The organism is Janthinobacterium kochi (genome assembly GCF_051380715.1).
GTDB lineage: Bacteria > Pseudomonadota > Gammaproteobacteria > Burkholderiales > Burkholderiaceae_D > Janthinobacterium.
Window position 1 is genome coordinate 167,246 of record NZ_JBNYXO010000003.1, and the last position, 22,092, is coordinate 189,337.

At 63.3% G+C, this 22,092-nt stretch carries 19 protein-coding genes; 12 read left to right on the forward strand and 7 right to left on the reverse strand.

The window, feature by feature from the left end:
• The 3 genes from ACQ4WL_RS08455 to ACQ4WL_RS08465 form a co-directional block, all read right to left on the reverse strand.
• The gene (locus tag ACQ4WL_RS08455; RefSeq protein WP_436509303.1) at nt 1-1,878 is read right to left on the reverse strand and encodes a carboxypeptidase-like regulatory domain-containing protein; all 1,878 of its coding nucleotides are present in this window, start codon (nt 1,876-1,878) and stop codon (nt 1-3) included.
• A 106-nt stretch (nt 1,879-1,984) separates the two neighbouring features.
• The gene (locus ACQ4WL_RS08460) at nt 1,985-2,515 is read right to left on the reverse strand and encodes an isochorismatase family protein (protein ID WP_436509304.1); all 531 of its coding nucleotides are present in this window, start codon (nt 2,513-2,515) and stop codon (nt 1,985-1,987) included.
• A 50-nt stretch (nt 2,516-2,565) separates the two neighbouring features.
• A complete protein-coding gene (locus tag ACQ4WL_RS08465; RefSeq protein ID WP_436509305.1) occupies nt 2,566-3,483 on the reverse strand; it encodes a LysR family transcriptional regulator in 918 nt (305 codons plus the stop codon).
• A 121-nt stretch (nt 3,484-3,604) separates the two neighbouring features.
• Here ACQ4WL_RS08465 and ACQ4WL_RS08470 point away from each other — a divergent pair, with 121 nt between their 5' ends.
• Genes ACQ4WL_RS08470 through mmsB form a run of 3 tightly spaced genes read left to right on the forward strand, consistent with a single transcriptional unit; the run spans nt 3,605 to nt 7,270 of the window.
• Entirely contained in the window at nt 3,605-4,822 is a 1,218-nt protein-coding gene (locus tag ACQ4WL_RS08470; protein ID WP_436509306.1) for an ABC transporter substrate-binding protein, read from the forward strand.
• Between the two features lie 17 nt (nt 4,823-4,839).
• Complete coding sequence (locus ACQ4WL_RS08475) at nt 4,840-6,354, forward strand: CoA-acylating methylmalonate-semialdehyde dehydrogenase (RefSeq protein WP_436509307.1); 1,515 nt, start codon at nt 4,840-4,842, stop codon at nt 6,352-6,354.
• A gap of 10 nt (nt 6,355-6,364) precedes the next feature.
• Nucleotides 6,365-7,270, forward strand: coding sequence for a 3-hydroxyisobutyrate dehydrogenase (mmsB, locus tag ACQ4WL_RS08480; protein WP_436509308.1), 906 nt, complete (start codon nt 6,365-6,367; stop codon nt 7,268-7,270).
• On the opposite strand, the gene ACQ4WL_RS08485 is transcribed toward mmsB, so the two are convergent.
• Complete coding sequence (locus ACQ4WL_RS08485; RefSeq protein ID WP_436509309.1) at nt 7,267-7,659, reverse strand: DUF1090 family protein; 393 nt, start codon at nt 7,657-7,659, stop codon at nt 7,267-7,269. The genes mmsB and ACQ4WL_RS08485 overlap by 4 nt on opposite strands.
• 154 nt (nt 7,660-7,813) lie before the next feature.
• On the opposite strand from ACQ4WL_RS08485, the gene ACQ4WL_RS08490 reads away from it, so the two are divergent.
• The 4 genes from ACQ4WL_RS08490 (at nt 7,814) to ACQ4WL_RS08505 (ending at nt 11,836) form a co-directional block, all read left to right on the forward strand.
• Nucleotides 7,814-8,635 (forward strand): tetratricopeptide repeat protein, encoded by an 822-nt coding sequence (locus tag ACQ4WL_RS08490; RefSeq protein ID WP_436509310.1) that lies wholly within the window; start codon nt 7,814-7,816, stop codon nt 8,633-8,635.
• A complete protein-coding gene (locus ACQ4WL_RS08495; RefSeq protein WP_436509311.1) occupies nt 8,632-9,633 on the forward strand; it encodes a tetratricopeptide repeat protein in 1,002 nt (333 codons plus the stop codon). The genes ACQ4WL_RS08490 and ACQ4WL_RS08495 overlap by 4 nt, the downstream gene beginning before the upstream one ends.
• A 68-nt stretch (nt 9,634-9,701) precedes the next feature.
• On the forward strand, nt 9,702-10,916 hold the full coding sequence (locus tag ACQ4WL_RS08500) for an AGE family epimerase/isomerase (protein ID WP_436509312.1): 1,215 nt from the start codon (nt 9,702-9,704) through the stop codon (nt 10,914-10,916).
• Nucleotides 10,913-11,836 carry a carbohydrate kinase family protein gene (locus ACQ4WL_RS08505; RefSeq protein WP_436509313.1) on the forward strand — a complete coding sequence of 308 codons (924 nt, stop codon included), beginning with the start codon at nt 10,913-10,915 and terminating at the stop codon, nt 11,834-11,836. The genes ACQ4WL_RS08500 and ACQ4WL_RS08505 overlap by 4 nt, the downstream gene beginning before the upstream one ends.
• A gap of 5 nt (nt 11,837-11,841) precedes the next feature.
• On the opposite strand, the gene ACQ4WL_RS08510 is transcribed toward ACQ4WL_RS08505, so the two are convergent.
• Complete coding sequence (locus tag ACQ4WL_RS08510; protein WP_436509314.1) at nt 11,842-12,936, reverse strand: LacI family DNA-binding transcriptional regulator; 1,095 nt, start codon at nt 12,934-12,936, stop codon at nt 11,842-11,844.
• Nucleotides 12,920-14,833 carry a glucokinase gene (locus ACQ4WL_RS08515; RefSeq protein ID WP_436509315.1) on the reverse strand — a complete coding sequence of 638 codons (1,914 nt, stop codon included), beginning with the start codon at nt 14,831-14,833 and terminating at the stop codon, nt 12,920-12,922. The genes ACQ4WL_RS08510 and ACQ4WL_RS08515 overlap by 17 nt, the downstream gene beginning before the upstream one ends.
• Nucleotides 14,834-15,177: 344 nt before the next feature.
• On the opposite strand from ACQ4WL_RS08515, the gene ACQ4WL_RS08520 reads away from it, so the two are divergent.
• The 5 genes from ACQ4WL_RS08520 (at nt 15,178) to ACQ4WL_RS08540 (ending at nt 20,972) form a co-directional block, all read left to right on the forward strand.
• Nucleotides 15,178-16,497: a maltoporin gene (locus ACQ4WL_RS08520; protein WP_436509316.1), complete on the forward strand. Its 1,320-nt coding sequence runs from the start codon at nt 15,178-15,180 to the stop codon at nt 16,495-16,497.
• A 244-nt stretch (nt 16,498-16,741) separates the two neighbouring features.
• Nucleotides 16,742-17,995, forward strand: coding sequence for an ABC transporter substrate-binding protein (locus ACQ4WL_RS08525; RefSeq protein ID WP_436509317.1), 1,254 nt, complete (start codon nt 16,742-16,744; stop codon nt 17,993-17,995).
• Nucleotides 17,996-18,096: 101 nt separating this feature from the next.
• The gene (locus tag ACQ4WL_RS08530) at nt 18,097-18,981 is read left to right on the forward strand and encodes a carbohydrate ABC transporter permease (RefSeq protein ID WP_071077887.1); all 885 of its coding nucleotides are present in this window, start codon (nt 18,097-18,099) and stop codon (nt 18,979-18,981) included.
• Nucleotides 18,978-19,853, forward strand: coding sequence for a carbohydrate ABC transporter permease (locus ACQ4WL_RS08535; protein ID WP_436509318.1), 876 nt, complete (start codon nt 18,978-18,980; stop codon nt 19,851-19,853). Before ACQ4WL_RS08530 ends, ACQ4WL_RS08535 begins: the two co-directional genes overlap by 4 nt.
• A 9-nt stretch (nt 19,854-19,862) precedes the next feature.
• On the forward strand, nt 19,863-20,972 hold the full coding sequence (locus ACQ4WL_RS08540) for an ABC transporter ATP-binding protein (protein ID WP_436509319.1): 1,110 nt from the start codon (nt 19,863-19,865) through the stop codon (nt 20,970-20,972).
• Between the two features lie 71 nt (nt 20,973-21,043).
• Here ACQ4WL_RS08540 and ACQ4WL_RS08545 read toward each other — a convergent pair whose 3' ends face one another.
• Complete coding sequence (locus tag ACQ4WL_RS08545; protein WP_436509320.1) at nt 21,044-22,072, reverse strand: ParB/Srx family N-terminal domain-containing protein; 1,029 nt, start codon at nt 22,070-22,072, stop codon at nt 21,044-21,046.
• Between the last annotated feature and the right edge of the window lie 20 nt (nt 22,073-22,092).

A 22,092-nucleotide genomic window follows, 5' to 3' on the forward strand; every position in this document is an offset into this window, starting at 1 on the left:
CTACTTGCAGTAGAGGCGATCAATGCTGTGCGACGACGCCAGGTAATGCCGCGTCTGCCAACCGATGGCCACGCGGTAGGCGCACGGCGGATCGAGTGTCACGTTGACAGGGAAACCGCCGTTGTTGCCCGATAAGTGCGGCCCGCCCGCGCCGCCGCGGAACAGATAGTTGCTGGGCGGTGGTGGCGGCGTAAAACTGGCGGCCGGCAGCGGTGGCGGCGGGTGCGTGATGCCGTTGTTGTTGGAAATCGTGATAGTGAAAAAGCGCAGATGCGGATGGTCGATCGTGTACAGGATATGCACGAGGCCGCCCTCGATGGGATTGCAGGCATTGCTGCGCAACTCTTCCAGGTCCAGCGCCACGATGACGGGCGAGTTGTCGAAGACGATGGAGTCGAGCCCGTCCGTGGCCACCAGCGCCAGGCTGATGCCGTCGCGCACTTCGAAGCCCAGGCGGTAGCGGCGTATCGGCTCGCTCTCGGCGGCTGTCAGGCTGCGGCCCGCATCGAGGATGGGCAAGCCGCCCGGCAGCTTGGCCGGATGCAGGCTGGTGATGGCGGGCGTATTCACGGTAAGCAAGTCAAACGTGCGCAGGAAGATATTGGGCGCCACGTTGACGATGGCCGTCGTGCCATCGCGCATGTCCACGGTGACGCTCTTGCCATCGACCCGTATCCAGCCGCCCGGTTGCAAGTCGCCCGCGTCGATGATGACGGGCGCCGAATCGCCGAGGCCCAGCCCGTTCGTATAAAACACATAGCCGACATGCGTGCCGAGGATTTGGCTCAAAGGTGCCAGGCTGGCGGGCGCTACCGTGGGGATGGCTGCCGGGTCGTCGCTGCCGCCCGGCCACGTCCATTCGCCGATCAGGAAACGGTATTCGAGCGGATGGGCGGGGATGGCGCTGTTGCGCAGCGGGCAATTGCCTTTCAATGTGACACCGCCGGCGAACACGTACGAGGCGCCGGCGCCGCCCGCATAGCCTTGCGCGGAAAAGCCGGCCAGCGAGGGAAACGGGTGGATGTCGAAGATTTCCACCTGCTGCCAGTGGGGCACGCCTTCCACATCGGGCGGCAAGACGTCTTTCGAGCACAATTCGACGCAGAAACAGTGACCCACGTTTTCACGGCCCGGCTGGCGCCCGTTCGCCTGCGTTTCCGACAGGATGGTCACGCTGCCCAACTGCGCCGTGAAATACACGTCGGGGCCGCTGGCGAACTCGAGGTTGATGAACGGAGAAAGCGGTGTCAGCGTAAAGTCCGACGTCAGGTAATCGATGCGGAAGCGCCCGCTGGCATCGGTCACGGCCACGCCCAGCGCATCGTCCTGCAGCCAGTCCGCATCAAACGCGCGCACGGTGGCGCCGGCGATCGGCGTGTGCGGCGCATCGCAGGTGCGCAGCCGGCCGCAGATGGTCCAGGCGCCGAAGCGGGCGCGTACCAGGCACCAGAAGCGCTGCGGCAGGCAATAGTCCCAGACGGCGAGGAAATCATTGTCGACCTGGCGCCAGCGCGGCTGGACGGTGGTGATGGAAAACTGCAGCGGCACGGGGTCTTTCGGCCCCGGTTTCAGGTGCGGCACGCTGGGACATAACACGTCCACTTCCACGGCCTCGCCCTGGTACTGTTCCTTGTCGTCCAGGGTAAAGCTGTAATTGCCATCGTCATCCGTGCGCGCCTCGGCCAGCAGGAACGGCGCCTTGGCTTGCACTTCCTCGTCGGTGAGGATGGCGAAGGTTTCCTTGGCGCTGGCCACGGCCAGCGCCGTGACATTTTGCGACGCGCGCGGGCGGTACAGGCGCACGATGACGTGCGACAAGGCTTCAGGACACTCGGCACAGATCAAGCCGCACAGTTTGCCCCGCAGGATATAGGCCATGATGGTTCCCTTGCTGATGTGGAAGGCGCGCCGCTCGGAGTGGCGGCGCTGTTACCAAGCTAGCAAATGAGAGGCCGTCAGGATTGATCTGGCTTAAACCTGCGTTCTATTTAATCAGCGCCAATACTTCGCGGAAACGTGGGTGCTTGCAGTCGCGCAACCATTCGAAGGCCAGCATTTCCACCGTCACCAGTTGCGCGCCCAGCTTGTCCAGGCGGGCCAGCGCTGCGTCGCGGCTGGCCCCCTGGCGCGAGCCGACGGCGTCGATGGCGATGATGACTTCATACCCCAGCTGCAGCAGGCCGATGGCCGTCTGCAACATGCACACATGGGCTTCGCAGCCGGTGACGACGATCTGTTTGCGCCCGACGGGCAGCATGTCCTGCAAGCCATCAAAACAGGCGCCGAAATGCGTCTTGTGCAAGGTCCGTTCGCACAGCGCGGCGATTTCCTCCACATTCGGCCCCAGTCCCTGGCGGTTCTGTTCCGTGCCCAGCACGGGCACGTCGAGCAGGCGGGCGATCTTTGCCAGGCGCAGGTTTTGCGCCAGCACCAGGCCGGCATCGTGGATGGCCGGCATCAAACGGCATTGCAGGTCGACAATGACCAGTACGGCCTGGCTTGCATCCATCAACATGGTGTTCTCCTTATTAGTATGTGACGACAGTGTAGCGCGCTGCGGCTTGCTTAAGCGGGCCAGCTGGGCGTGGCCGTCTCGCCCATCAGGTAGGCGTGATTCAAATCGATGGCGGTGCGCAGGTAGTTCCACAGGGCGCTGACGCGGGCGATATTGCGCCGCTCGCTGGGCGAGATCATCCAGAAGGCGCGCAGCAGGTCGATCTCGCCGTCGAGCACGGGCACCAGTTCATTCGACTGCTGGGCCACGAAGCAGGGCAGGATCGCCAGCGCCTGGCCCGCGCGCGCCGCATGGTATTGCGCGATCACGCTGGTGCTGCGAAACGCGCGCAGGGAATCGGGCGCCACGTTGTCCATGTAGCGCAGCTCCGCGCTGAAGACCAGGTCGTCCACGTAGCCGATGATCGGGTGCTGCGCCAGCTGCGCCACGCTGGTGATCGGTGCGTGGCGCGCCAGGTAGCCTGGTGTGGCGTACAGCTTCAGGCGGTAGTCGGACAGCTTCGTCACGACATACGGGCCGGACAGGGGGCGCTCGATGGAAATGGCCACGTCCGCCTCGCGCTTGGACAGGCTGACGAAACGCGGCACGGCGATCAGGTCCACGCTGATGTGCGGGTAACGCCCGCAAAACTGCGCCAGGTGGGGCGCCAGCACGATGGCGCCGAAGCCTTCCGTGGCGCCCAGGCGCACCTGGCCCGACAGCAGGCGGTTATGTTCGCCCAGCTCCTCGGTGGCGGCAAACACCGTGCTTTCCATGCTTTCCGCGTATTCCATCAGGCGGTGGCCCTCGGGCGTCAGCTGGTAGCCCACGTAATTGCGGTCGAACAGCTGCGTACCCACCTGCTCCTCGAACTTGCGCATGCGCCGCGACACGGTGGAATGGTCGATGCCCAGCTTTTTCGCCGCATCGACGAGGCCGGCGCTGCGCGTCAGTTCCAGGAAGACCCGTACATTGTCCCAATCGAGCATGGCAACCCCTCCTTGTGCATTTTTGCAAAGGAATTATGCATTAATTTCACTTGAGTGCATATTTTTACACATGCAGAATGCACCTACACCTATAAGAAAACCCATCCACCTGGAGACACGCATGAAAAAAACCGTTCTGGCCATGGGCGCGCTGGCGCTCACCCTTTCCTTTGGCGGCGCGCACGCGCAAATTTCCGATGGCGTCGTCAAGGTCGGCATCCTCACCGACATGTCCGGCCCGTATTCGGCCATGGGCGGGCGCGGCTCCGTCGTCGCCAGCCAGATGGCCGTCGAGGATTGCCTGAAAGCCGAATGCAAGGGCATGAAGATCGAGATTCTCTCGGCCGACCACTTGAACAAGGCCGACATCGCCGCCTCCAAGGCGCGCGAATGGATAGACCGCGACAAGGTCGACGCCATCGCCGATCTCACCAATTCCTCGGTGGCCCTGTCCGTGCAAAAGCTGATGAAAGAGAAGGGCGGCATCGCCATGTTCAGCGGCCCCGCCACGGGGCGACTGACGAACGAGGATTGCTCGCCGAACGGCTTCCACTGGATGTTCGACACCTATTCGCAGGCGGCCGGCACGGCGGCGGCATTGACCAAGCTGGGGCAGAAATCGTGGTACTTCGTCACCGTCGATTATGCGTTCGGCCATTCGCTGGAAAAGGATGCCAGCGAAGTCGTCAAGCGCAATGGCGGCACGGTGCTGGGTGCCGTGCGCCACCCGCTGAATGCCTCCGACTTCTCGTCCTTCCTGGTGCAGGCGCAAGGCTCGAAAGCGCAGGTGATCGGCCTGGCCAATGGCGGCGCAGATGTCGTCTCGGCCATCAAGCAGGCGCGCGAATTTCGCATCGGCAGCGGCAAGGACCAGCGCCTGGCCGCCTTGCTCGTGTTCCTCTCCGACGTGCATGCGCTGGGGCTGGAAACGGCCCAGGGCCTGGTCTACGCGGACGGCTTTTACTGGGATTTCGATGACCGCAGCCGCGCCTTCGCGAAACGCTTTGAAGCGCTCAACAAGGGCGCCAAGCCGACCATGGTGCAAGCGGGCGTGTATTCCAGTGTTTACCACTACCTGAAATCGGTGGCGGCCGCCAAAAGCGACGACTCGAAAATCGTCGCCGAAAAAATGCGCGAGTTGCCCATCAAGGACTCTGTGATGAACAACGCCTCGATCCGTCCCGATGGCCGCGTCATTCACGACATGTATCTGGTGCAGGTGAAGACCCCGGCCGAATCGAAGGGACCGTGGGATTACCTGAAAGTGCTGTCCACCATCCCCGCCGACCAGGCCTTCAAGACTATGGACGCGGCCGCGTGCAATCTCGTTAAAAAATAATCACGGAGCATCAAACCATGAACCAAGCCCTCACTCAAATCCCTTCCATCCCGCTGCATATCGGCGGCAAGCACCACGCTTCAATCAGTAGCGAGTGGCGCGACGTCGTCAACCCGGCCACGCAGGAACTCGTCGCCAAGGTGCCGTTTTCCACGCCGGATGAAGTCAACCTGGCCGTTGCCACGGCCAAGGAAGCGTTTAAAACCTGGCGCAATACGCCGCTGGCGGCGCGCATGCGCATCATGCTCAAGTACCAGCACCTGATACGCGAAAACATTGGTGCTTTGGCCGAACTGATCACGCGCGAACACGGCAAGACCCTGCCGGACGCGGAAGGGGAGGTGATGCGCGGCCTGGAAGTGGTGGAGCACGCGTGTTCGATCGCCACCCTGCAGCTGGGCGAGATCGCGGAAAACGCGGCCACGGGCGTCGATGTCTACAATATCTACCAGCCGCTGGGCGTGGGCGCCGGCATCACGGCGTTCAATTTCCCCGTCATGCTGCCGTGCTTCATGTTCCCGATTGCCATCGCCTGCGGCAATACGTTCGTATTGAAACCGTCGGAGCAAGACCCGTCGTCGACCATGTACCTGGTCGAACTGATGTACCAGGCGGGCTTGCCGGCCGGTGTGCTGAACGTCGTGCATGGCGGCGCCGACGTCGTCAACATGCTGTGCGACCATCCCGACATCAAGGCCGTCTCCTTCATCGGCTCCACCCACGTGGGCACGCATGTGTACCGCCGCGCCAGCGAATCGGGCAAGCGCGCGCAATCGATGATGGGCGCGAAAAACCATTGCGTGGTGCTGGCTGACGCCAACAAGGAACAGGCGATCAATAACCTGATCGGCGCGGCGTTCGGCGCGGCCGGCCAGCGCTGCATGGCCAATTCCGTGGTCGTGCTGGTGGGCGAGGCGCGTTCCTGGCTGCCGGAAATCGTCGCCCGCTCGCAGGCGCTGAAAGTGGGGCCTGGCAGCGACCGCACGGCCGACTTGGGGCCGATGGTCTCGAAAGCGGCCATGCAGCGCGCGGAAAAGCTGATCCAGGCTGGCGTGGACGAAGGCGCGCAACTGCTGCTCGATGGCCGCGGCCACAAGGTGGCGGGTTACGAGGGCGGCAACTTCATGGGACCGACGATTTTCTCGAAGGTGGCAGCATCGAACTCCGTCTACACGCAGGAAATTTTCGGCCCCGCCATGTGCGTGGTCGAGACGGACACGCTGGACCAGGCCATCGCCTTCATCAACGCCAACCCGAACGGCAACGGCACCTCGATCTTCACCTCGTCCGGCTGGGCGGGGCGCAAGTTCCAGAACGAGATCGACGTGGGGCAAGTGGGCATCAACGTGGCCATTCCCGTGCCCGTCGCCTATTTCAGTTTTACCGGATCGCGCGCGTCGAAGCTGGGCGACCTGGGCCCAAACGGCAAGCAAGCCTTGTACTTCTGGACGCAAACCAAGACCGTCACGGCGCGCTGGTTCGCCCCGGACGATGGCGGCAGCGGCGTCAATACCACCATCTCGATGAAATAAGGAGGCGACGATGAGCTCCAATATCGTTTTCATCGGCCTGGGTAACATGGGACTGCCCATGGCGCAAAACCTGGTGCGCGCCGGCCATGCGGTGACAGGTTTTGACTTGCTGCCGGCCAGCGTGCGGCAGTTTTCCGAGGGCGGCGGCCTGGTGTCCGATGACCAGGCGGCGGCGATCCAGGCGGCCGACATCGTCATTACCATGCTGCCGGCCAGCCGCCACGTTCTTGGTGCTTATTTGGGTAACCCTTTGGGCGAGACTGGCATCCTGGCGCAGGCACGGCCCGGCACCCTGCTGATCGACTGTTCGACGATTTCCACCGAAGCGGCGCGCCAGGTGGGCCGCGCGGCGCAGGAGAAGGGCATGCCCATGCTGGACGCGCCCGTCTCGGGCGGCACGGCGGGCGCCACCAACGGCACCCTGACCTTCATGGTGGGCGGCGAAGAGGCGGCGCTGGCGGCGGCGCGGCCTTACCTGGAGATCATGGGCAAGGCGATTTTCCATGCAGGCGGCTCGGGTTGCGGCCAGACGGTCAAGATCTGCAACAACATGCTGCTGGGCATACTCATGATCGGCACCAGCGAAGCGATACGCCTGGGCGTGGCCAATGGCCTGGACCCGAAGGTGGTGTCGGACGTGATGGCGAAAAGTTCGGGCCGCAACTGGACCCTGGACGTGTACAACCCGTGTCCGGGCGTGGCCGAGAACGTGCCCGCGTCGCGCGGTTACACGGGCGGCTTCGGCGTCGATCTGATGCTGAAAGACCTGGGCCTGGCCGTGGAAAGCGCCTTGGCCAGCGGCGCGGCCGTGCCGCTGGGGGCCCTGTCGCGCAATTTATATAGTTTGCACAGCAAGGCGGGCTCGGGCGCGCTGGATTTTTCCAGCATTTATCAACTGCTGGGGGAGAAGGCTTAAGGCGTTTGAGACTGCAGGGCGGCCAGTTCCGCCCTGGCTTTTTCCAGCTTGCCTTCCAGCTTGGCGATTTTCTTCGGCTGCTTGTTCGCTTCCTGGGCCAGGCGCAGCGAGCGCTCCGTCTGGTTTACCTTGGCCTGCGCCTTGACGATCTTCTTGTTGTGGCGTTCGACCAGGTTGCTGTCGCGGCAGTGGGCGTTGACTTCGTCGAGCGCGCGCGTGAGGCCCGCGACCTTGTCGGACAGGCCCTGTTCCTGGGCCTGGCGCAATTCGCTGCGGATGCTTTCGCGCTTGGCGGCGCAGCCGGCCAGCTGGGTCTCGGCGGCGCTGGCAGTGGTGCTGGCGGCGAGGGCGACGAGCAAGGTCAACGCGGTTTTCGATAGGCAATTCATGGCGTTCCTGGGCAGCTTGGTTTAGTTGGTGCAATGTAAGCCCGCCGGCGTGCCCTGTCAAACTTCCCGTACGGTGCGCGCCTGTCTGGCGTAGCATCGGCTACCATGCGTGTTTTCTTCTTCCCGACACCATCGCATGCCCAGGAAATTCCTCTTGCTGATCCCTTTTCTGCTGCCGCTATCCATTCTGGCGCAAACCTCGCCCACTTTGCTCGACCTGCAGTTGCTGGCCATCGAAGCGCGTGCCGATGCGCCGGCCAGGGACCCGGCCAATATCGCCGCATTTGCCGAGACACGGCGTGCTGCCGAAGCGGGCGATGTGGTGGCGCAGCTGGAACTGGCGCGCAAGCTGCAGCTGGGCGTCGGCGCGCCGCAAAGCACGGCGCAGTCGATGGCCTGGCTGCGCAAGTCGGCCGAAGGCGGCTATGCGCCGGCGCAGGGAGACCTGGGACTGGCCTATACCGTAGGCGGCAAGGTGCCGGTCGACCGGGCACAGGGCGAGTACTGGCTGCGCCAGGGCGTGGCGCAAGGCGACGTACTGGCGCAAACCATTTTGGCGCTGGAATTCATCAACGGCGACAGCAGTGGCGAAGAGCAGGCGCTGGCCATCAAATGGCTGGAGGCGGCGGCAGAGCAGCACTTTGTTCCTGCCTATAACGCGCTGGGCGAACGCCTGATGCAGGCGGCCACGGACGATGCACAGCGCAACGAGGCCTTCGCCTGGTATCAAAGATCGGCGCGTGAAAAGGAGCCGGCCGGCATGCGCAACCTGGCCCATGCCTATGAGCTGGGCCTGGGCGCGAAACAGTCGGACAAGTGGGCCCTGATCTGGTACGAGCGGGCCGGATGGAGCGGCGACTTGCCCGCCATGCGGCGCATGCTTGACGTGTATGTCAAAGGCGAACTGGGACAACAGGCGAATGCCGACGACGCGGCCGAATGGCGCGGCAAGCTGGCTGAAAAGGAAAAGAAATGAAGACCCTCGTGTTCATCTTGAGCCTGGCCTTGGCGCAGCCCGTGCTGGCGCAGCCAGCGTCCGCCAAGGAACCGCGCCAGCATCCGGCGCTGGCCGAATTCGATATGTCAGGCCTCGATGACATGCGCGCGCGCGTGCAGGCCGTGATCAACCGCCCGGCCGACCTGTCGCCAGACAAGGTCGCCGCCTTCGGGAAGACACGCCGCGCCGCAGAAGGGGGCGACACGGCCGCCCAGCTGGAGCTGTCGCAGATGCTGCACGGCGGCGTAGGCACGCCGCGCGATGTCGACGCCGGCCTGGCGTGGATGAAGAAATCGGCCGAAGGCGGCTATGGCCCGGCGCAGGCTTTCCTTGGCGTGGCCTACACGCTGGGCCAGGGCATGGCCATCGACCGCAAGCTGGGTGAATACTGGTCGCGCAAGGGCGCCGCGCAAGGCGTGGAACTGGCCAACTTCACGGTTGCCATGCACTTTGAGAATATCCACAGCAGCGCGGAAGAACAGGCGCATGCGCTGCACTGGCTGAAGTTTTATGCGGAAAACGGCTTTATTTACGCCTACAATGAAATCGGCTACCGGCTGATGATGACGGCCAAGGACGAGGCGCAGCGCAAGGAAGCGTTCACCTGGTACATGAAGTCGGCCAAGGTGCTCGATCCGCCCGGCTTGAACAATGTCGCGCACTCGTATGAAGTGGGGCAGGGCGTGCCGCAGAGCGACGAGGCGGCCCTGGGCTGGTACGAGATGGCTGCCATCGCCAAAAGCCCGCCGGGGCAGACGGGTTTTGCGCGCCTGCTGGAGCAGGGCCGTGGCGGCCCAACCCGGCAAGGGCCGGCGCCCAAGCCCTTCGCGCTGTACCTGCTGGCGGCGAAGCAGGGCGACGTGGACGCGATCGAACGCTTGGTCAAGGTGTACGATAAGGGCGAGCTGGAACAGGCAGCCGACCCCGCGCAAGCGGCACTGTGGCGCGAAAAGCTCAGTCTGGCCAAGACCCGCTGACTGGGCATGACGGCGTGGAGGCGGCATGCTATCATCATTGTTATCGATAACAATATCATGAGAGACCCATGAATCCCGATTTCCGCTCCAGGGCAATGCTCGAAAAGCATATCCTGCACACGATGCACTTTTATCACCCGCGCGCCATCGATGCGAGCGGCGGTTTTTATCACTTCTTCCGCGATGACGGCACCGTCTACGACGCCAGCACGCGCCATCTGGTCAGCAGCACGCGCTTCATCTTCAATTACGCCATGGCTTACCGCCATTTCGGCGACGACGATTACCAGGCGGCGCTGCGCCACGGTGTGGCCTTTTTACGCGACGTACACCGCGACCCGGCCACTGGCGGCTACGCCTGGCAATTGAAATGGCAAGACGGCGTCAAGACGATGGAGGACGGCGCCAACCACTGCTACGGCCTGGCTTTCGTGCTGCTCGCCTATGCCCACGCCTTGCAGGCGGGAATGGCGGAAGCGCGCGCGTATCTGGACGAGACGTTTGAGTTGATGGAGCAGCGCTTCTGGCTGCCCGAACACGGCTTGTATGCGGACGTGGCCAGCGCCGACTGGGCGACGCTTGACGGCTACCGGGGCCAGAACGCCAACATGCATGCCTGCGAAGCCATGCTGGCCGCGTTCGAGGCGACGGGCGAGGCGCGCTACCTGCACCGCGCGGAGACACTGGCGCACAATATCACCGTGCGCCAGGCGGGTCTGGCGAACGGCATGATATGGGAACACTACACGCCTGACTGGTCGATAGACTGGGATTACAACCTGGACGACAAGAGCAATATCTTCCGTCCGTGGGGTTATCAGCCGGGCCACTTCACGGAATGGGCCAAGCTGCTCTTGATCATGGAGCGCCACGCCAAGTTCATGGCAGGTCCGTCCGACTGGCTGCTGCCGCGTGCGCGCGCCCTGTACGACACAGCCCTGGCCAAGGCCTGGGATGGCGCGCATGGCGGCATCCATTACGGTTTCGGCCCGCACGATGAAATCTGCGACGGCGACAAATACTTCTGGGTGCAGGCGGAAAGCTTTGCGGCGGCCGCCGTGCTGGCCGCGCGCACGGGCGACGACGCCTATTGGCGCAGCTACGACAAGATATGGGACTACAGCTGGACGCACTTTGTCGACCACGAGCACGGCGCCTGGTACCGCATCCTTACACCGGAAAACCAGAAGATCAGCAACGAGAAAAGCCCGGCCGGCAAGACCGATTACCACACCATGGGCGCCTGCTATGAAGTGCTGAACGTGCTTGGCGGTGCCGCATGAGCGCCGCCAATTTCCCACGCTTTGTGTCGGCCGGCGAAGCGCTGACGGACATGCTGCGCACGGGCGCGGACTCCTGGAGCAGCCAGGTGGGCGGCTCGACCTGGAACGTGGCGCGCGTGATGGCGCGCCTGGGCGTGCCCAGCGCCTTTGCCGGCGCCGTCAGCCTCGACGTCTTCGGCGACGCGCTGGCCGCTGCCACCGAGGCGGCCGGCCTGGACATGCGCTTTTTGCAGCGCCATGCAAAGTCGCCGCTGCTGGCCATCGTGCATGAACTGCATCCGCCCACCTATTACTTCATCGGCGACGACAGCGCCGACCTGCATTTTGACGCGGCGCAGCTGCCCAGCGGCTGGATGCAGGGGGCGCAATGGGTGCATTTCGGCGGCATCAGCCTGGCGCGCGAACCGCTGGCGGGCAAGCTGGTGGCGCTGGCGCAGGAATTGAAAGCGGCCGGCGTCAACATCAGTTACGACCCGAATTTCCGCATCATGATGGATGAACGCTACGATGCCACCCTGCGCCGCATGGTGGAACTGGCTGACGTGGTGAAAGTGTCGGACGAAGACCTGGCGGGCCTGTTCCGCCACGACGACATCGATGGCGCGTTTGCCACGCTGCGCAGCTGGAATCGGCAAGCCACCTATTTATATACGCGTGGTGCGCAGGGCGCGGCGCTGTATCGGGGCGAGGAAACATGGCAGGCGGCGCCGCCCGTCATCGAGGTGGTCGACTCGGTGGGGGCGGGCGACGCCAGCATCGGCGGCTTGCTGTACAGCCTGATGTACCGGCCAGATGCCGACGGTGGCCAGCACTTGCGCTTTGCCGTCGCGGCGGGCGCGGGCGCCTGCCTGGCGGCGGGTGGATCACCGCCGTCGGTGGAGCTGGTGGAGTCGCTGGCGCAGCGCACGGTGGTGCGGTAGCAGTATCAATCGAGCGGAAAATGCGGGGTCTGCTCCCATGTAACGGGCCCCGTCGACGCCCGCTCCATCAAGGTAAACGCCATCAGGTGATGCGTGGCGGGCGCCGTCTCTCCGGCGCGGCGCTGGCGGATTTCGTCGATGACGAGATTGACGGCGGCGCGCGCCATGTCGGCGATGGGCTGGTGGATGGTGGTCAGCTCGGGCCAGACAGTGGTGGCGACGGGGGTGTCGTCGAAGCCGCATACGCTCAATTGCGCCGGTACGTGCAAGCCCATGCCGTGCGCCACGGCCAGGGTGGCGGCGGCCATGTCGTCGTTGCTGGCGAAGATGGCGCTCGGGTGCGGTTTCTGCGCCAGCAACTGGCGCGCCGCGTCGAGACCCGAACGATACGTAAAGTAGCCTTGCGCCACCCTGTGCGGCGGCACCGGCAAGCCCGCTTCCCGCATGGCGTCCTCGAAGGCCTGGCGGCGTAGCAGGGCGGGCGTGTGCGCCGGATCGCCTTCGATGAAGCCGATGTCGCGGTGGCCCAGCGCGAGCAGATGGCGCGTCATGGCCAGTGCGCCTTCGTAGTCGTCGATGCGCACGGCCGACACATCGGGCGAGGGGCGTGCCGTGGCCACGGCGATGGCGGGGATGCCCATCTGATTCAGTTGCGCCAGCACTTCCGGCGAATCGCACAGGGGTGGCGGCACCAGGATGCCGTCCACGCCGGCCGCCACCAGGCAATCGATGCCGGCGCGCTGGCTGTCGAGGTCTTCGCAGCGTTCGAGCAGCAGCTGGCCGCCGCCCTGGCGGCATTGGTCCATGGCGCCGACCAGGAATTCGCTGAGAAAGGCGGCGCTGGGGTTGCTGTACAGCAAGCCGATGCGCAGGGTGCCCGTGCGGGCCGCCCTGGCCGCCAGATTGGGCTGATAGTGCAGGCTGGCGATCGCCGCCGCGACCTTGTCGCGCGTGGCCGTGCTGACGCTGGCGCGCCCGTTGATCACGCGCGATACCGTCATGGCCGACACGCCGGCCACGCGCGCCACGTCATGCACGGTGGCGCCGCTGGCCGTATCGGGGGCGTGGGCGGCGGGCGCCGCCTTATTCGAGGTGGCCACCGAATTTCAGCTTGCCGCTGATGCGCATGCCGTGCAATTGACCTTCTTCCAGTTCGGCGGCGCTGGTGCGCTGCGCAGTGTCGCGCCGGGCCAGCCCCACCGACAGGATATCGAGCATCATCAACTGCAGCAGGCGCACGATCATGGGCACGAAATTGAGGTTGCCTTCCGGGTGGTTCAATGTCAGCAGCACGTCGGCCAGCTTGGCCAGTGGCGAACCGCTGGCCGTAATGGCCAGCACGCGCGCGCCGCAGCCCTGCGCCACCTTGACGGTGCGCAGCAGCTCGGGCAGGGCGCCCGAGCGTGAAATCACCAGCGCGACGTCGCCCGGTTTGAGCATGGCGGCGCTCATTTCCTGCGCCTGCGGATCGGCAAAGAAGCTGCTGACGATGCCCAGGTTGAGCAGCTTGTGCTGCATGTCGTCGGCCACCACGCGGGCGCTGCCCACGGCCAGCAATTCCACGCGCTGCGCGCCGCGCAGCAGTTCGATGGCGGCCGTCAGCGCTTTCACGTCGAGCATGTCGCGCAGGGCCAGCGCTGCCGAGGCGTTATTGCCCAGCACCTTGCGCGCCAGTTCGGCGTCGGAGTCTGAAATCTCCACGTGGCAGTGCGCCACCGTGATGGCGCCGCCCGTCAGGCCGGAAGCGAGCTTCAATTTGAAATCGGCCAGGCCCTGCACCCCGATCGAGCGGCAAAAGCGCATCACGGTCGGCTGGCTGACGCCGACCCTTTGGGCGATTTCCGCGATCGGCAGGGTCAGCATGGCGTTCGGCTCTTTCAAGACCCAGTCGGCTACCTTGCATTCCGAGGGGCTCATGCGCCCGCGCGCCTGGCGCACCGATTCGAGCACGGGCGCGCCGGAATGGGCGCGCTTGAGCTTTTGCGCCAGGATGGCGGCGATGCCCAGAAAAGTAGGCAGTTCGGCCGTGATCAAAAAGGTGGGAATCTGCGCCAGGTACTCGTTCAGGCGGCCCTTTTGTTCGAAGCGCGCGCGGAACTGCGATTGCTCGAACAGGGGGCCCAGGCGCGGCACGATGCCGCCACCTATATAGATGCCACCCAGCGCGCCGAGGGTCATGGCCACATTGCCGGCGATGGAGCCGAGGATGGCGCAGAAGCAGTCCACCGCTTCGATGCACACGTCGCATTCATTGTTCAGGGCGCGGCTGGTGATGTCGGCCGCCAGCAGCGGCTGCACGTCATGCCGGCCAGCGCGGTCGGACAGGGCGCGATAGATCAGTTCCAGGCCGCGCCCGGATGCGAGGCGTTCGGCCGAGACGTGCGACAGTTCGCGCCAGGCGAAGGACAGCACATCCATTTCGCGCTGGTCGCAGGGCGCGAAGCTGACGTGGCCGCCTTCGCTGCCCAGCGCAATCCAGCGGTCTTCGGCGGGGATCATGCCCGACACGCCCAGGCCCGTGCCCGAACCGAGCAGGCCGATGACGCTGTCGGCGCGCGCCATGCCGCCGCCGATCTGCAGGCGCTGGTCGGGCCGCAGATAGGGCAGGGCCATGGCCAGCGCCGTGAAGTCATTCACCACCAGCAGCGTGTCGAGGCCCAGCGCGGCGCGCATCGCTTCTATCGAGAAGAACCAGTGATGGTTCATCATGCGGATATTGTCGTCGTCGATGGGATTGGCGATGGCGATGGCCGCATGGCGCACGCGCGCCGAACCGGCGGCGCGCGCCTCGCTGCTATCCATATAGGCGGTGATGGCGTCGAGCAGCGAAGCGTAGTCGTCGCAGGGCAGCACGGCCACCGCTTCCAGGTGGCCCTGGCGCGTTTCGAGCACGAAGCGGGCATTGGTGCCGCCGATGTCTGCCAGCAGGCGCGGCCCTTCACTGAAACGCTCCGCCGGATCGCTGCCTGCTACTTCCATTTTTTCATCAATTTTCATGGCGGTGCTGAGTCTCGTTTGCGTGCGCGGTCGTGGCGGCGCACTGTCGTTATGGGCGAAAACCAAGGATTTTAATTCGTATACGTGCCGCGTGCCGAAAAATGCAGGGTGCCTGCGCAAATGCTTGTCCCCAGTGCCGGAAACGCTGGCGCCAGCGGAAAAAACAGGGCTTCAACTCACCCATTGGTACGCAAATAAAGTGTCGCAGAGTAGTCGTAGGATTACAACATAATATGTTGATATTTGTTCGTAGTATAGTTACTATGTCCCTGCTGGAAAGAATTCTGGCCAGTACATTCGGCCACGAATGACTAGATAAAAAATAACTACTGAGGAGACTTACCATGCTGCATCGCACCATGTTCAAGGCCGTGTTGAAAACGCTGCCAGCTGCCATCGTCTTAGCCATCGCCAGCGGTTCCGCTGCTGCCGACCCCATGTACCCAAGTGACTCCGAAGGCTTCCATGGCTACCTGCGCGCCGGCGCCGGCAGCAATACGTCGGGCGACGGCGGCTCGCAAGGCTGCTTCGGTCTGGGCGGCAATACCATGAAATACCGTCTGGGCAATGAGTGCGACGCCTACACGGAATTCGGCTACACCAAGTCCGTCGCCAAGTCCGGCGGCGTGAACTACATGGCCACCATCTGGGTCAACGCCTACGCGCCAAATTCCGATTTCGGCGACAACAAGCTGGGCATCGTCAAGGCCTACGTCGAAGCGCAGGGACTCGATTTCCTGAACGGCGGCACGGCCTGGATCGGTAAACGCTTCTACTACCGTCCTGACATCCACATGCTGGATCTGCAATACATCAACATGAACGGCACGGGCGCCGGCCTGGACCGCATTCCTGCGGGCCCGGGTAAATTCTCGTATGCCTTCTTCAAGGACAACGATAAGACCCAGCGCGATGACGACAAAGGCACGCGCAGCGGCGTACCGGGTGCTTACCTGGGCACCAAATCGGCCGTGCGCCAGAACTTCATCTACGGTGAAATTCCTGTCAACAACAACGGCACGCTGGACCTGGCCGCGACCTACATCATCGGCGAAGGCAAGGATGACGCCATCCTGGGCAAGCGCAATAACGGCTGGCAGCTGTCGGCCTTCCACCGTCAAGCGAAAGTCTTCGGCGGCGGCAACACCTTCGGCGTGCAGTACGGCGTCGGTCCTGGTGTCGGTGGCGCGGGCAACGGCCAGTTCGGCGCCTCGGGCGACACCGGCGACGGTTCGGACCGCAAGCGCACGCGCGTCTTCAATGACATGGCGATCCAGCCGATGGCCAACTTCGGCATGGAATTCGTCGCCCTGTGGCAAAAAGACGAGTCGAATGCCACCGGTTCCTCTACCTGGACCTCGGTTGGCGTGCGTCCCGTGTACGCCTTCACCGACAACTTCAAGCTGGTGGGCGAACTGGGCACAGACCGCGTGACGCAAGCGGGCGGCCTGCCGGCCAAGCGTTTGACCAAGCTGACCATTGCACCGACGATCTCCGCCGGTCCTGGCCTGTGGTCGCGCCCTGAATTGCGCGCTTTTGTGACCTACGGCAAATGGAACGATGCGGCCACCGCCTCGGTCAATGCGTCGAACAACAGTGGCCCGATCTACAACAACAATACCAGCGGCACGTCGTATGGTTTCCAAGTGGAAACCTGGTTCTAAGTTTGCAGGCGTTGTCAGTCTAGATCAACCTGGCGCATCCTTCGCGGATGCGTTTTTGGCGCCGTCCCGTGATATAAATACAATGTAAGCATGTCATGGATCACGGCGCCGTCTTTTCACTGAAGATGATGCCCGTTTGCAAGCGGGTCTGAGCACAAGAGCGTCGGTACAGGCGCACTATCACCTTTTTCGGCCCCCGTATGCCGAAGCCCCCTAAAAGCTTGATCAAAAAAGGAATGTGGAGATGAAACTGAAATTCAAGATTACCCAACTGGCCGCGTTGACCACCCTGGCATTTGCCGGCAGCGCCTTTGCGACCGACGTGGAAGTGTTGCACTACTGGACCTCCGGCGGCGAAGCGAAGTCCGTGGGCCAGTTGCAGCAAATCGTGAAAGAAAGCGGCTTCGGCTGGAAAGACTTCGCCGTGGCTGGCGGCGCTGGCGAAAACGCCGCGACCGCATTGAAAACCCGCGTCATTTCCGGCAACCCGCCAACGGCCGCCCAGATCAAGGGCCCATCGATTCAGGAGTGGGGCGCGGAAGGCGTGCTGGCCAATATCGACGATGCCGCCATCCCAGGCAAATGGGATGCCGTGCTGCCGAAAGTGGTCGCCGACATCATGAAGTACAAGGGCCACTACGTTGCCGCTCCGGTCAACGTCCATCGCGTCAACTGGATGTGGGTCAATCCGGAAGTGCTGAAAAAAGCCGGCGTGGCCACCACCCCGACCACCTGGGATGCGTTCTTCGTCGCGGCCGAGAAAATCAAGAAATCGGGCGGCATCGCGATTGCCCACGGCGGCCAGCCATGGCAGGACGCCACCGTGTTTGAATCGGTCGCGCTGGGCGTGGGCGGCACCGAATTCTACAAGAAGGCCATCCTCAAGCTGGACCAGAAGGAATTGACCGGCCCGACGATGCTCAAGGTGTTCGATACCCTGGGCAAGGTGAAGACCTACATCGACAAGGATGCGGCTGGCCGCGACTGGAATCTGGCGACCGCCATGGTCATCAACAACAAGGCCGGCTTCCAGTTCATGGGCGACTGGGCCAAGGGCGAATTCACGGCCGCCGGCAAAGTGCCGGGCAAGGATTACCTGTGCGTGGCGGCGCCTGGCACCGACAAGGCTTACACCTTCAACATCGATTCGTTTGCCATGTTCACGCAAAAGGATGCGAATGCGAAGAAAGGTCAGATCGCTCTGGCCAACGCCATCATGAATCCGAAGTTCCAGTCGATCTTCAACTTGAACAAGGGTTCCATCCCCGTGCGTTCCGGCGTTTCCAAGGACAAGTTTGACGCTTGCGCCCTGAAATCGATGGAAGACATGGACGCCACCAACAAGACCGGCGGCCTGGTGCCATCGTTCGCGCACGGCATGGCGTTGGCATCGGCCACGCAAGGCGCCGTCACCGACGTCATCGCCAAGTTCATGAATACCAACATGAGCTCGAAAGACGCGGTTGCAGCGCTGGCCAAAGCGGCAAAAGTGAAGTAATCAAGACGGCGCCGGCTTCCCCGCCGGCGCCCGCTGCATCGCATGCACCGCAGGCTCCCGCCCAGGCGGGCGCCACACGCAGTTCTCTCTACGGCTCTCCTATGTCCATACGCAAGCAATTCGACCGATGGATACCGCAGATGGTGCTGGGCCCCACGCTCATCGCCAGTCTGCTGTTCGTCTATGGTTTTATCTTTTTGACCGGTTGGCTGTCGCTGACCGAATCGCGGCTGATGCCGAACTACGAGTTCGCCGGCCTGGTGCAATACGTCGAGCTGTTCGACAATGAGCGCTGGTGGACCTCGCTCAAGAACCTCGGCATCTTTGGTGTCCTGTTCATCGGTTGCAGCATCGCCATCGGCCTGTTCCTGGCGATCCTGCTGGACCAGAAAATCCGCGCCGAAGGCGCGTTGCGCGCCATTTACCTGTACCCGATGGCCTTGTCCTTCATCGTCACCGGCACGGCCTGGAAATGGATGCTCAATCCCAGCCTGGGTCTGGAAAAGGTCATGCACGACTGGGGCTGGACGTCGTTTACCTTCGACTGGTTGGTGAACTCCGACATGGCTATCTACACGGTGGTCATCGCCGGCGTGTGGCAATCGTCGGGCTTCGTCATGGCGCTGTTCCTGGCCGGCCTGCGCGGCATCGATGATGAAATCATCAAGGCGGCCCAAGTCGATGGCGCATCCCTGCCGACGATCTACTGGCGCATCGTGATTCCCGCCATGCGTCCCGTGTTCTTCAGCGTGCTGCTGATCCTGGCGCACATCGCCATCAAGAGCTTCGACCTGGTCATCGCATTGACGGCTGGCGGACCTGGCAACTCGTCGTCCGTGCCGGCCATCTTCATGTACCAGTTTTCCTTCACCCGCGGCCAGTTGGGCCTGGGCTCGGCATCAGCCATGATGATGCTGGCCACCATCGTGGCCGTGCTCGTGCCGCTGATGTACCTGGAAACGCGCAGCGCAAAGGCGATGAGATGACACACACTCCTACACGTAACAACAGCCTCACCCTGGGACGGGTGGTGCTTTACCTGCTGCTGATTCTGTTCGCGGTGTATTACATCGTGCCCCTGTACGTGACCCTGTCGACGTCGTTCAAGTCGCTCGACGAGATCCGCAGCGGCAACCTGCTGGCCTTGCCGCAGGTGTGGCAGTTCGATTCCTGGTCCAAGGCCTGGTCTTCCGCCTGCACGGGCGTCACTTGCGACGGCATGCAGCCGTTCTTCTGGAACTCGATCAAGATGGTGATACCCGCCGTGCTGATCTCGACCTTCCTGGGCGCCTTCAACGGCTACGTGTTCGCGCACTGGCGCTTCCGTGGTTCGGAAATGCTGTTTGCCGCCTTGCTGGTGGGCTGCTTCATTCCGTTCCAGGTAGTGATCCTGCCGATGGCGCGCTTGCTGGGCGAATTTGGCCTGGCCAATACCACTACCGGCCTGGTCTTCGTCCACGTGGTGTATGGCACGGCCTTCACGACTCTGTTCTTCCGTAACTACTACATCGGCGTGCCGGAAGAATTGATCAAGGCGGCGCGCATCGACGGTGCCGGCTTCTTCCTGATCTTCCGCAAGATCGTGCTGCCGATTTCGGGTCCGATTTTCGTCGTCTGCGTCATCTGGCAATTTACGCAGATCTGGAACGACTTCCTGTTCGGCATCGTCTTCGCCAGCGGCGATTCGCAGCCGATTACGGTGGGCTTGAACAACTTGGTCAACACGTCCACGGGCGTGAAGGAATACAACGTCAACATGGCGGCCGCGGTGATTGCCGCGCTGCCTACCCTGCTGGTCTATCTGGTCGCAGGCCGTTATTTTGTGCGCGGTCTGACCGCAGGCGCAGTCAAAGGTTAAGGAAATAATATGTCCAGTTTATCGATACGCGGTATCCGCAAGGTGTACACGAATGGCGTCGAAGTCCTCAAGGGCATCGACATCGAGATCAAGGATGGCCAGTTCCTGATCCTCGTCGGCGGCTCCGGCTCCGGAAAATCGACCTTGCTCAACATGGTGGCCGGCCTGGAAAGCGTCACCTCGGGCGAAATCCTCATCGATGGCAAGGTCGTCAACGACTTGCCGCCGAAGGACCGCGACATCGCCATGGTGTTCCAGTCCTACGCGCTGTATCCGTCGATGACGGTGCGCGAAAACATCGCCTTTGGCCTGAACGTGAAAAAAGTGCCGAAGGCCGAGCAGGAGGAAATCGTCGCCCGCGTCGCCGAAACCCTGCAAATCACGCACTTGCTGGACCGCCGTCCGGCGCAGCTGTCGGGCGGCCAGCGCCAGCGCGTCGCCATGGGCCGCGCCATTTCGCGCAAGCCGTCATTGTTCCTGTTCGACGAACCGCTGTCGAACCTGGACGCCAAGCTGCGTGTGGAAATGCGCGCCGAGATCAAGCTGCTGCACCAGCGCCTGAAGGCCACCATCGTCTACGTCACGCATGACCAGATCGAGGCGATGACCATGGGCGATTTGATCGCCGTCATGAAGGATGGGGTGGTGCAGCAACTGGGCACGCCGCAGGAAATCTATGACAATCCGGCGAATCTGTTCGTGGCCGGCTTCATCGGTTCGCCATCGATGAACTTCATCACCGTCAAGCCTGTCATCGAGGGCGGCGCGGTGTTGGTCGCCATCGAAAACGCGGGCAAGAGCATGCGCCTGGCCTTGCCTTTCGACGCCGAGAAGCTGCGCAGCTATTCGGGCCGCGACGTGATCCTGGGCGTGCGCCCGGAACAGATTACGGACATGAGCAGCGCGCACGGCGACGTGGGCCAGGAACTGGGCTGCCTGATCGACCTGGTCGAGCCGACCGGCCCCGATACCTTGCTGACGACGCGCTTGAACGGCGCTGCTGTGACTTGCCGCACGCACCCGCGCGAAGCGGTGCTGCCGGGGCAGACCATGCAGTTGTCGTTCAACCTGTCGAAAGCGGCGCTGTTTGATCCGGCCAACGGCGAACGCATCGCGTAAGCGGCACCCGCAATAGAAAACGGCCCGCCTGTCAGCTGACAGGCGGGCCGTTGTCGTTTACGTCGCCGCGCTTACTGCGCCAGCGATTTCCTGTACGCGATGGCGTAGCTCAGCTTGCCTTTGTTCTGCGTCAATTCTTCCAGCGTTTCGCGGTCGACCTTGTCCAGTGCACCCAGGTCGGCGGCGCGCTTGCCGCCGCTGACGATGTCATCAGGCCGCAGCGCCACCATGGCCTGCGCCGCTTGCAGGATGACGCTGGCATACGCGGCGCGATCGAGCAGGTCGATGCGCGCCAGGTCCAGCGCCGGTTTGTCGCGCAGCCAGCCGGCCCAGTAAAATTCGAGAAATTCCGTGGCCTGCGCGGGCGGCTTGTAGCCGATCTCGCGCGTAAAGTAGACGAGCGAGCGGTACGGGTCGTCGCCCAGCGCCGCCCGGCCGATGGCGGGTGGCAGTTGCTGCGGCGTGATGGCCTGGTTCCTGCCATTTTTCAGCCACACCTTGTTTTCTGCGCGCATGCGCGTCCAGAACGCCGCTTCGCCCAGCGCGCTGAAATTGTCGCTGACCTTGACCCACACTTTCAATTGATGATTGCGCCCGCCGTCGGCCTCCCAGAAAGTGGAAAACGTGTGGTGGCCATCGGTCAGGTACACGACACCGCGCGGACCGATGACGACGCTCTTCATGTCGTCCGGACGGCTGCCCACGGCCGCCTTGCAGCGGTAGCCGGCCGGTGGCGCGGCCAGGCTGGCGCCGGCCACATTGGCCGTGTTGGGCAAGACGTCGCCCTGGCCATTGGATTCACACAGGTCGGCATATTTCTTCGGCTTGGCGATGTCGGCGACGTGCTTTTCTTCGGCCGCATAGCGTCCCAGCTTGTAGTACACCTGGTCGTAGCCGATGGCTGGCTGGGTCGGATGCAGTTCATCGAGGTGTACCTGCAGGATGCGCGGATGGGCGGCGCTGCCCACGACGGTGGCCATCAGCGCCTGCTGGCGCGCACTCAGCGCGGGCGCCGTGGCGACGGCGGCATCCCTGGCCCACGCCGCATGGCTGAAGGACAGGGCCAGCAGCAGGGCGCTGGTGGTGTGCGTGATGTGCATGCGACTCTCCTTTATCGTGT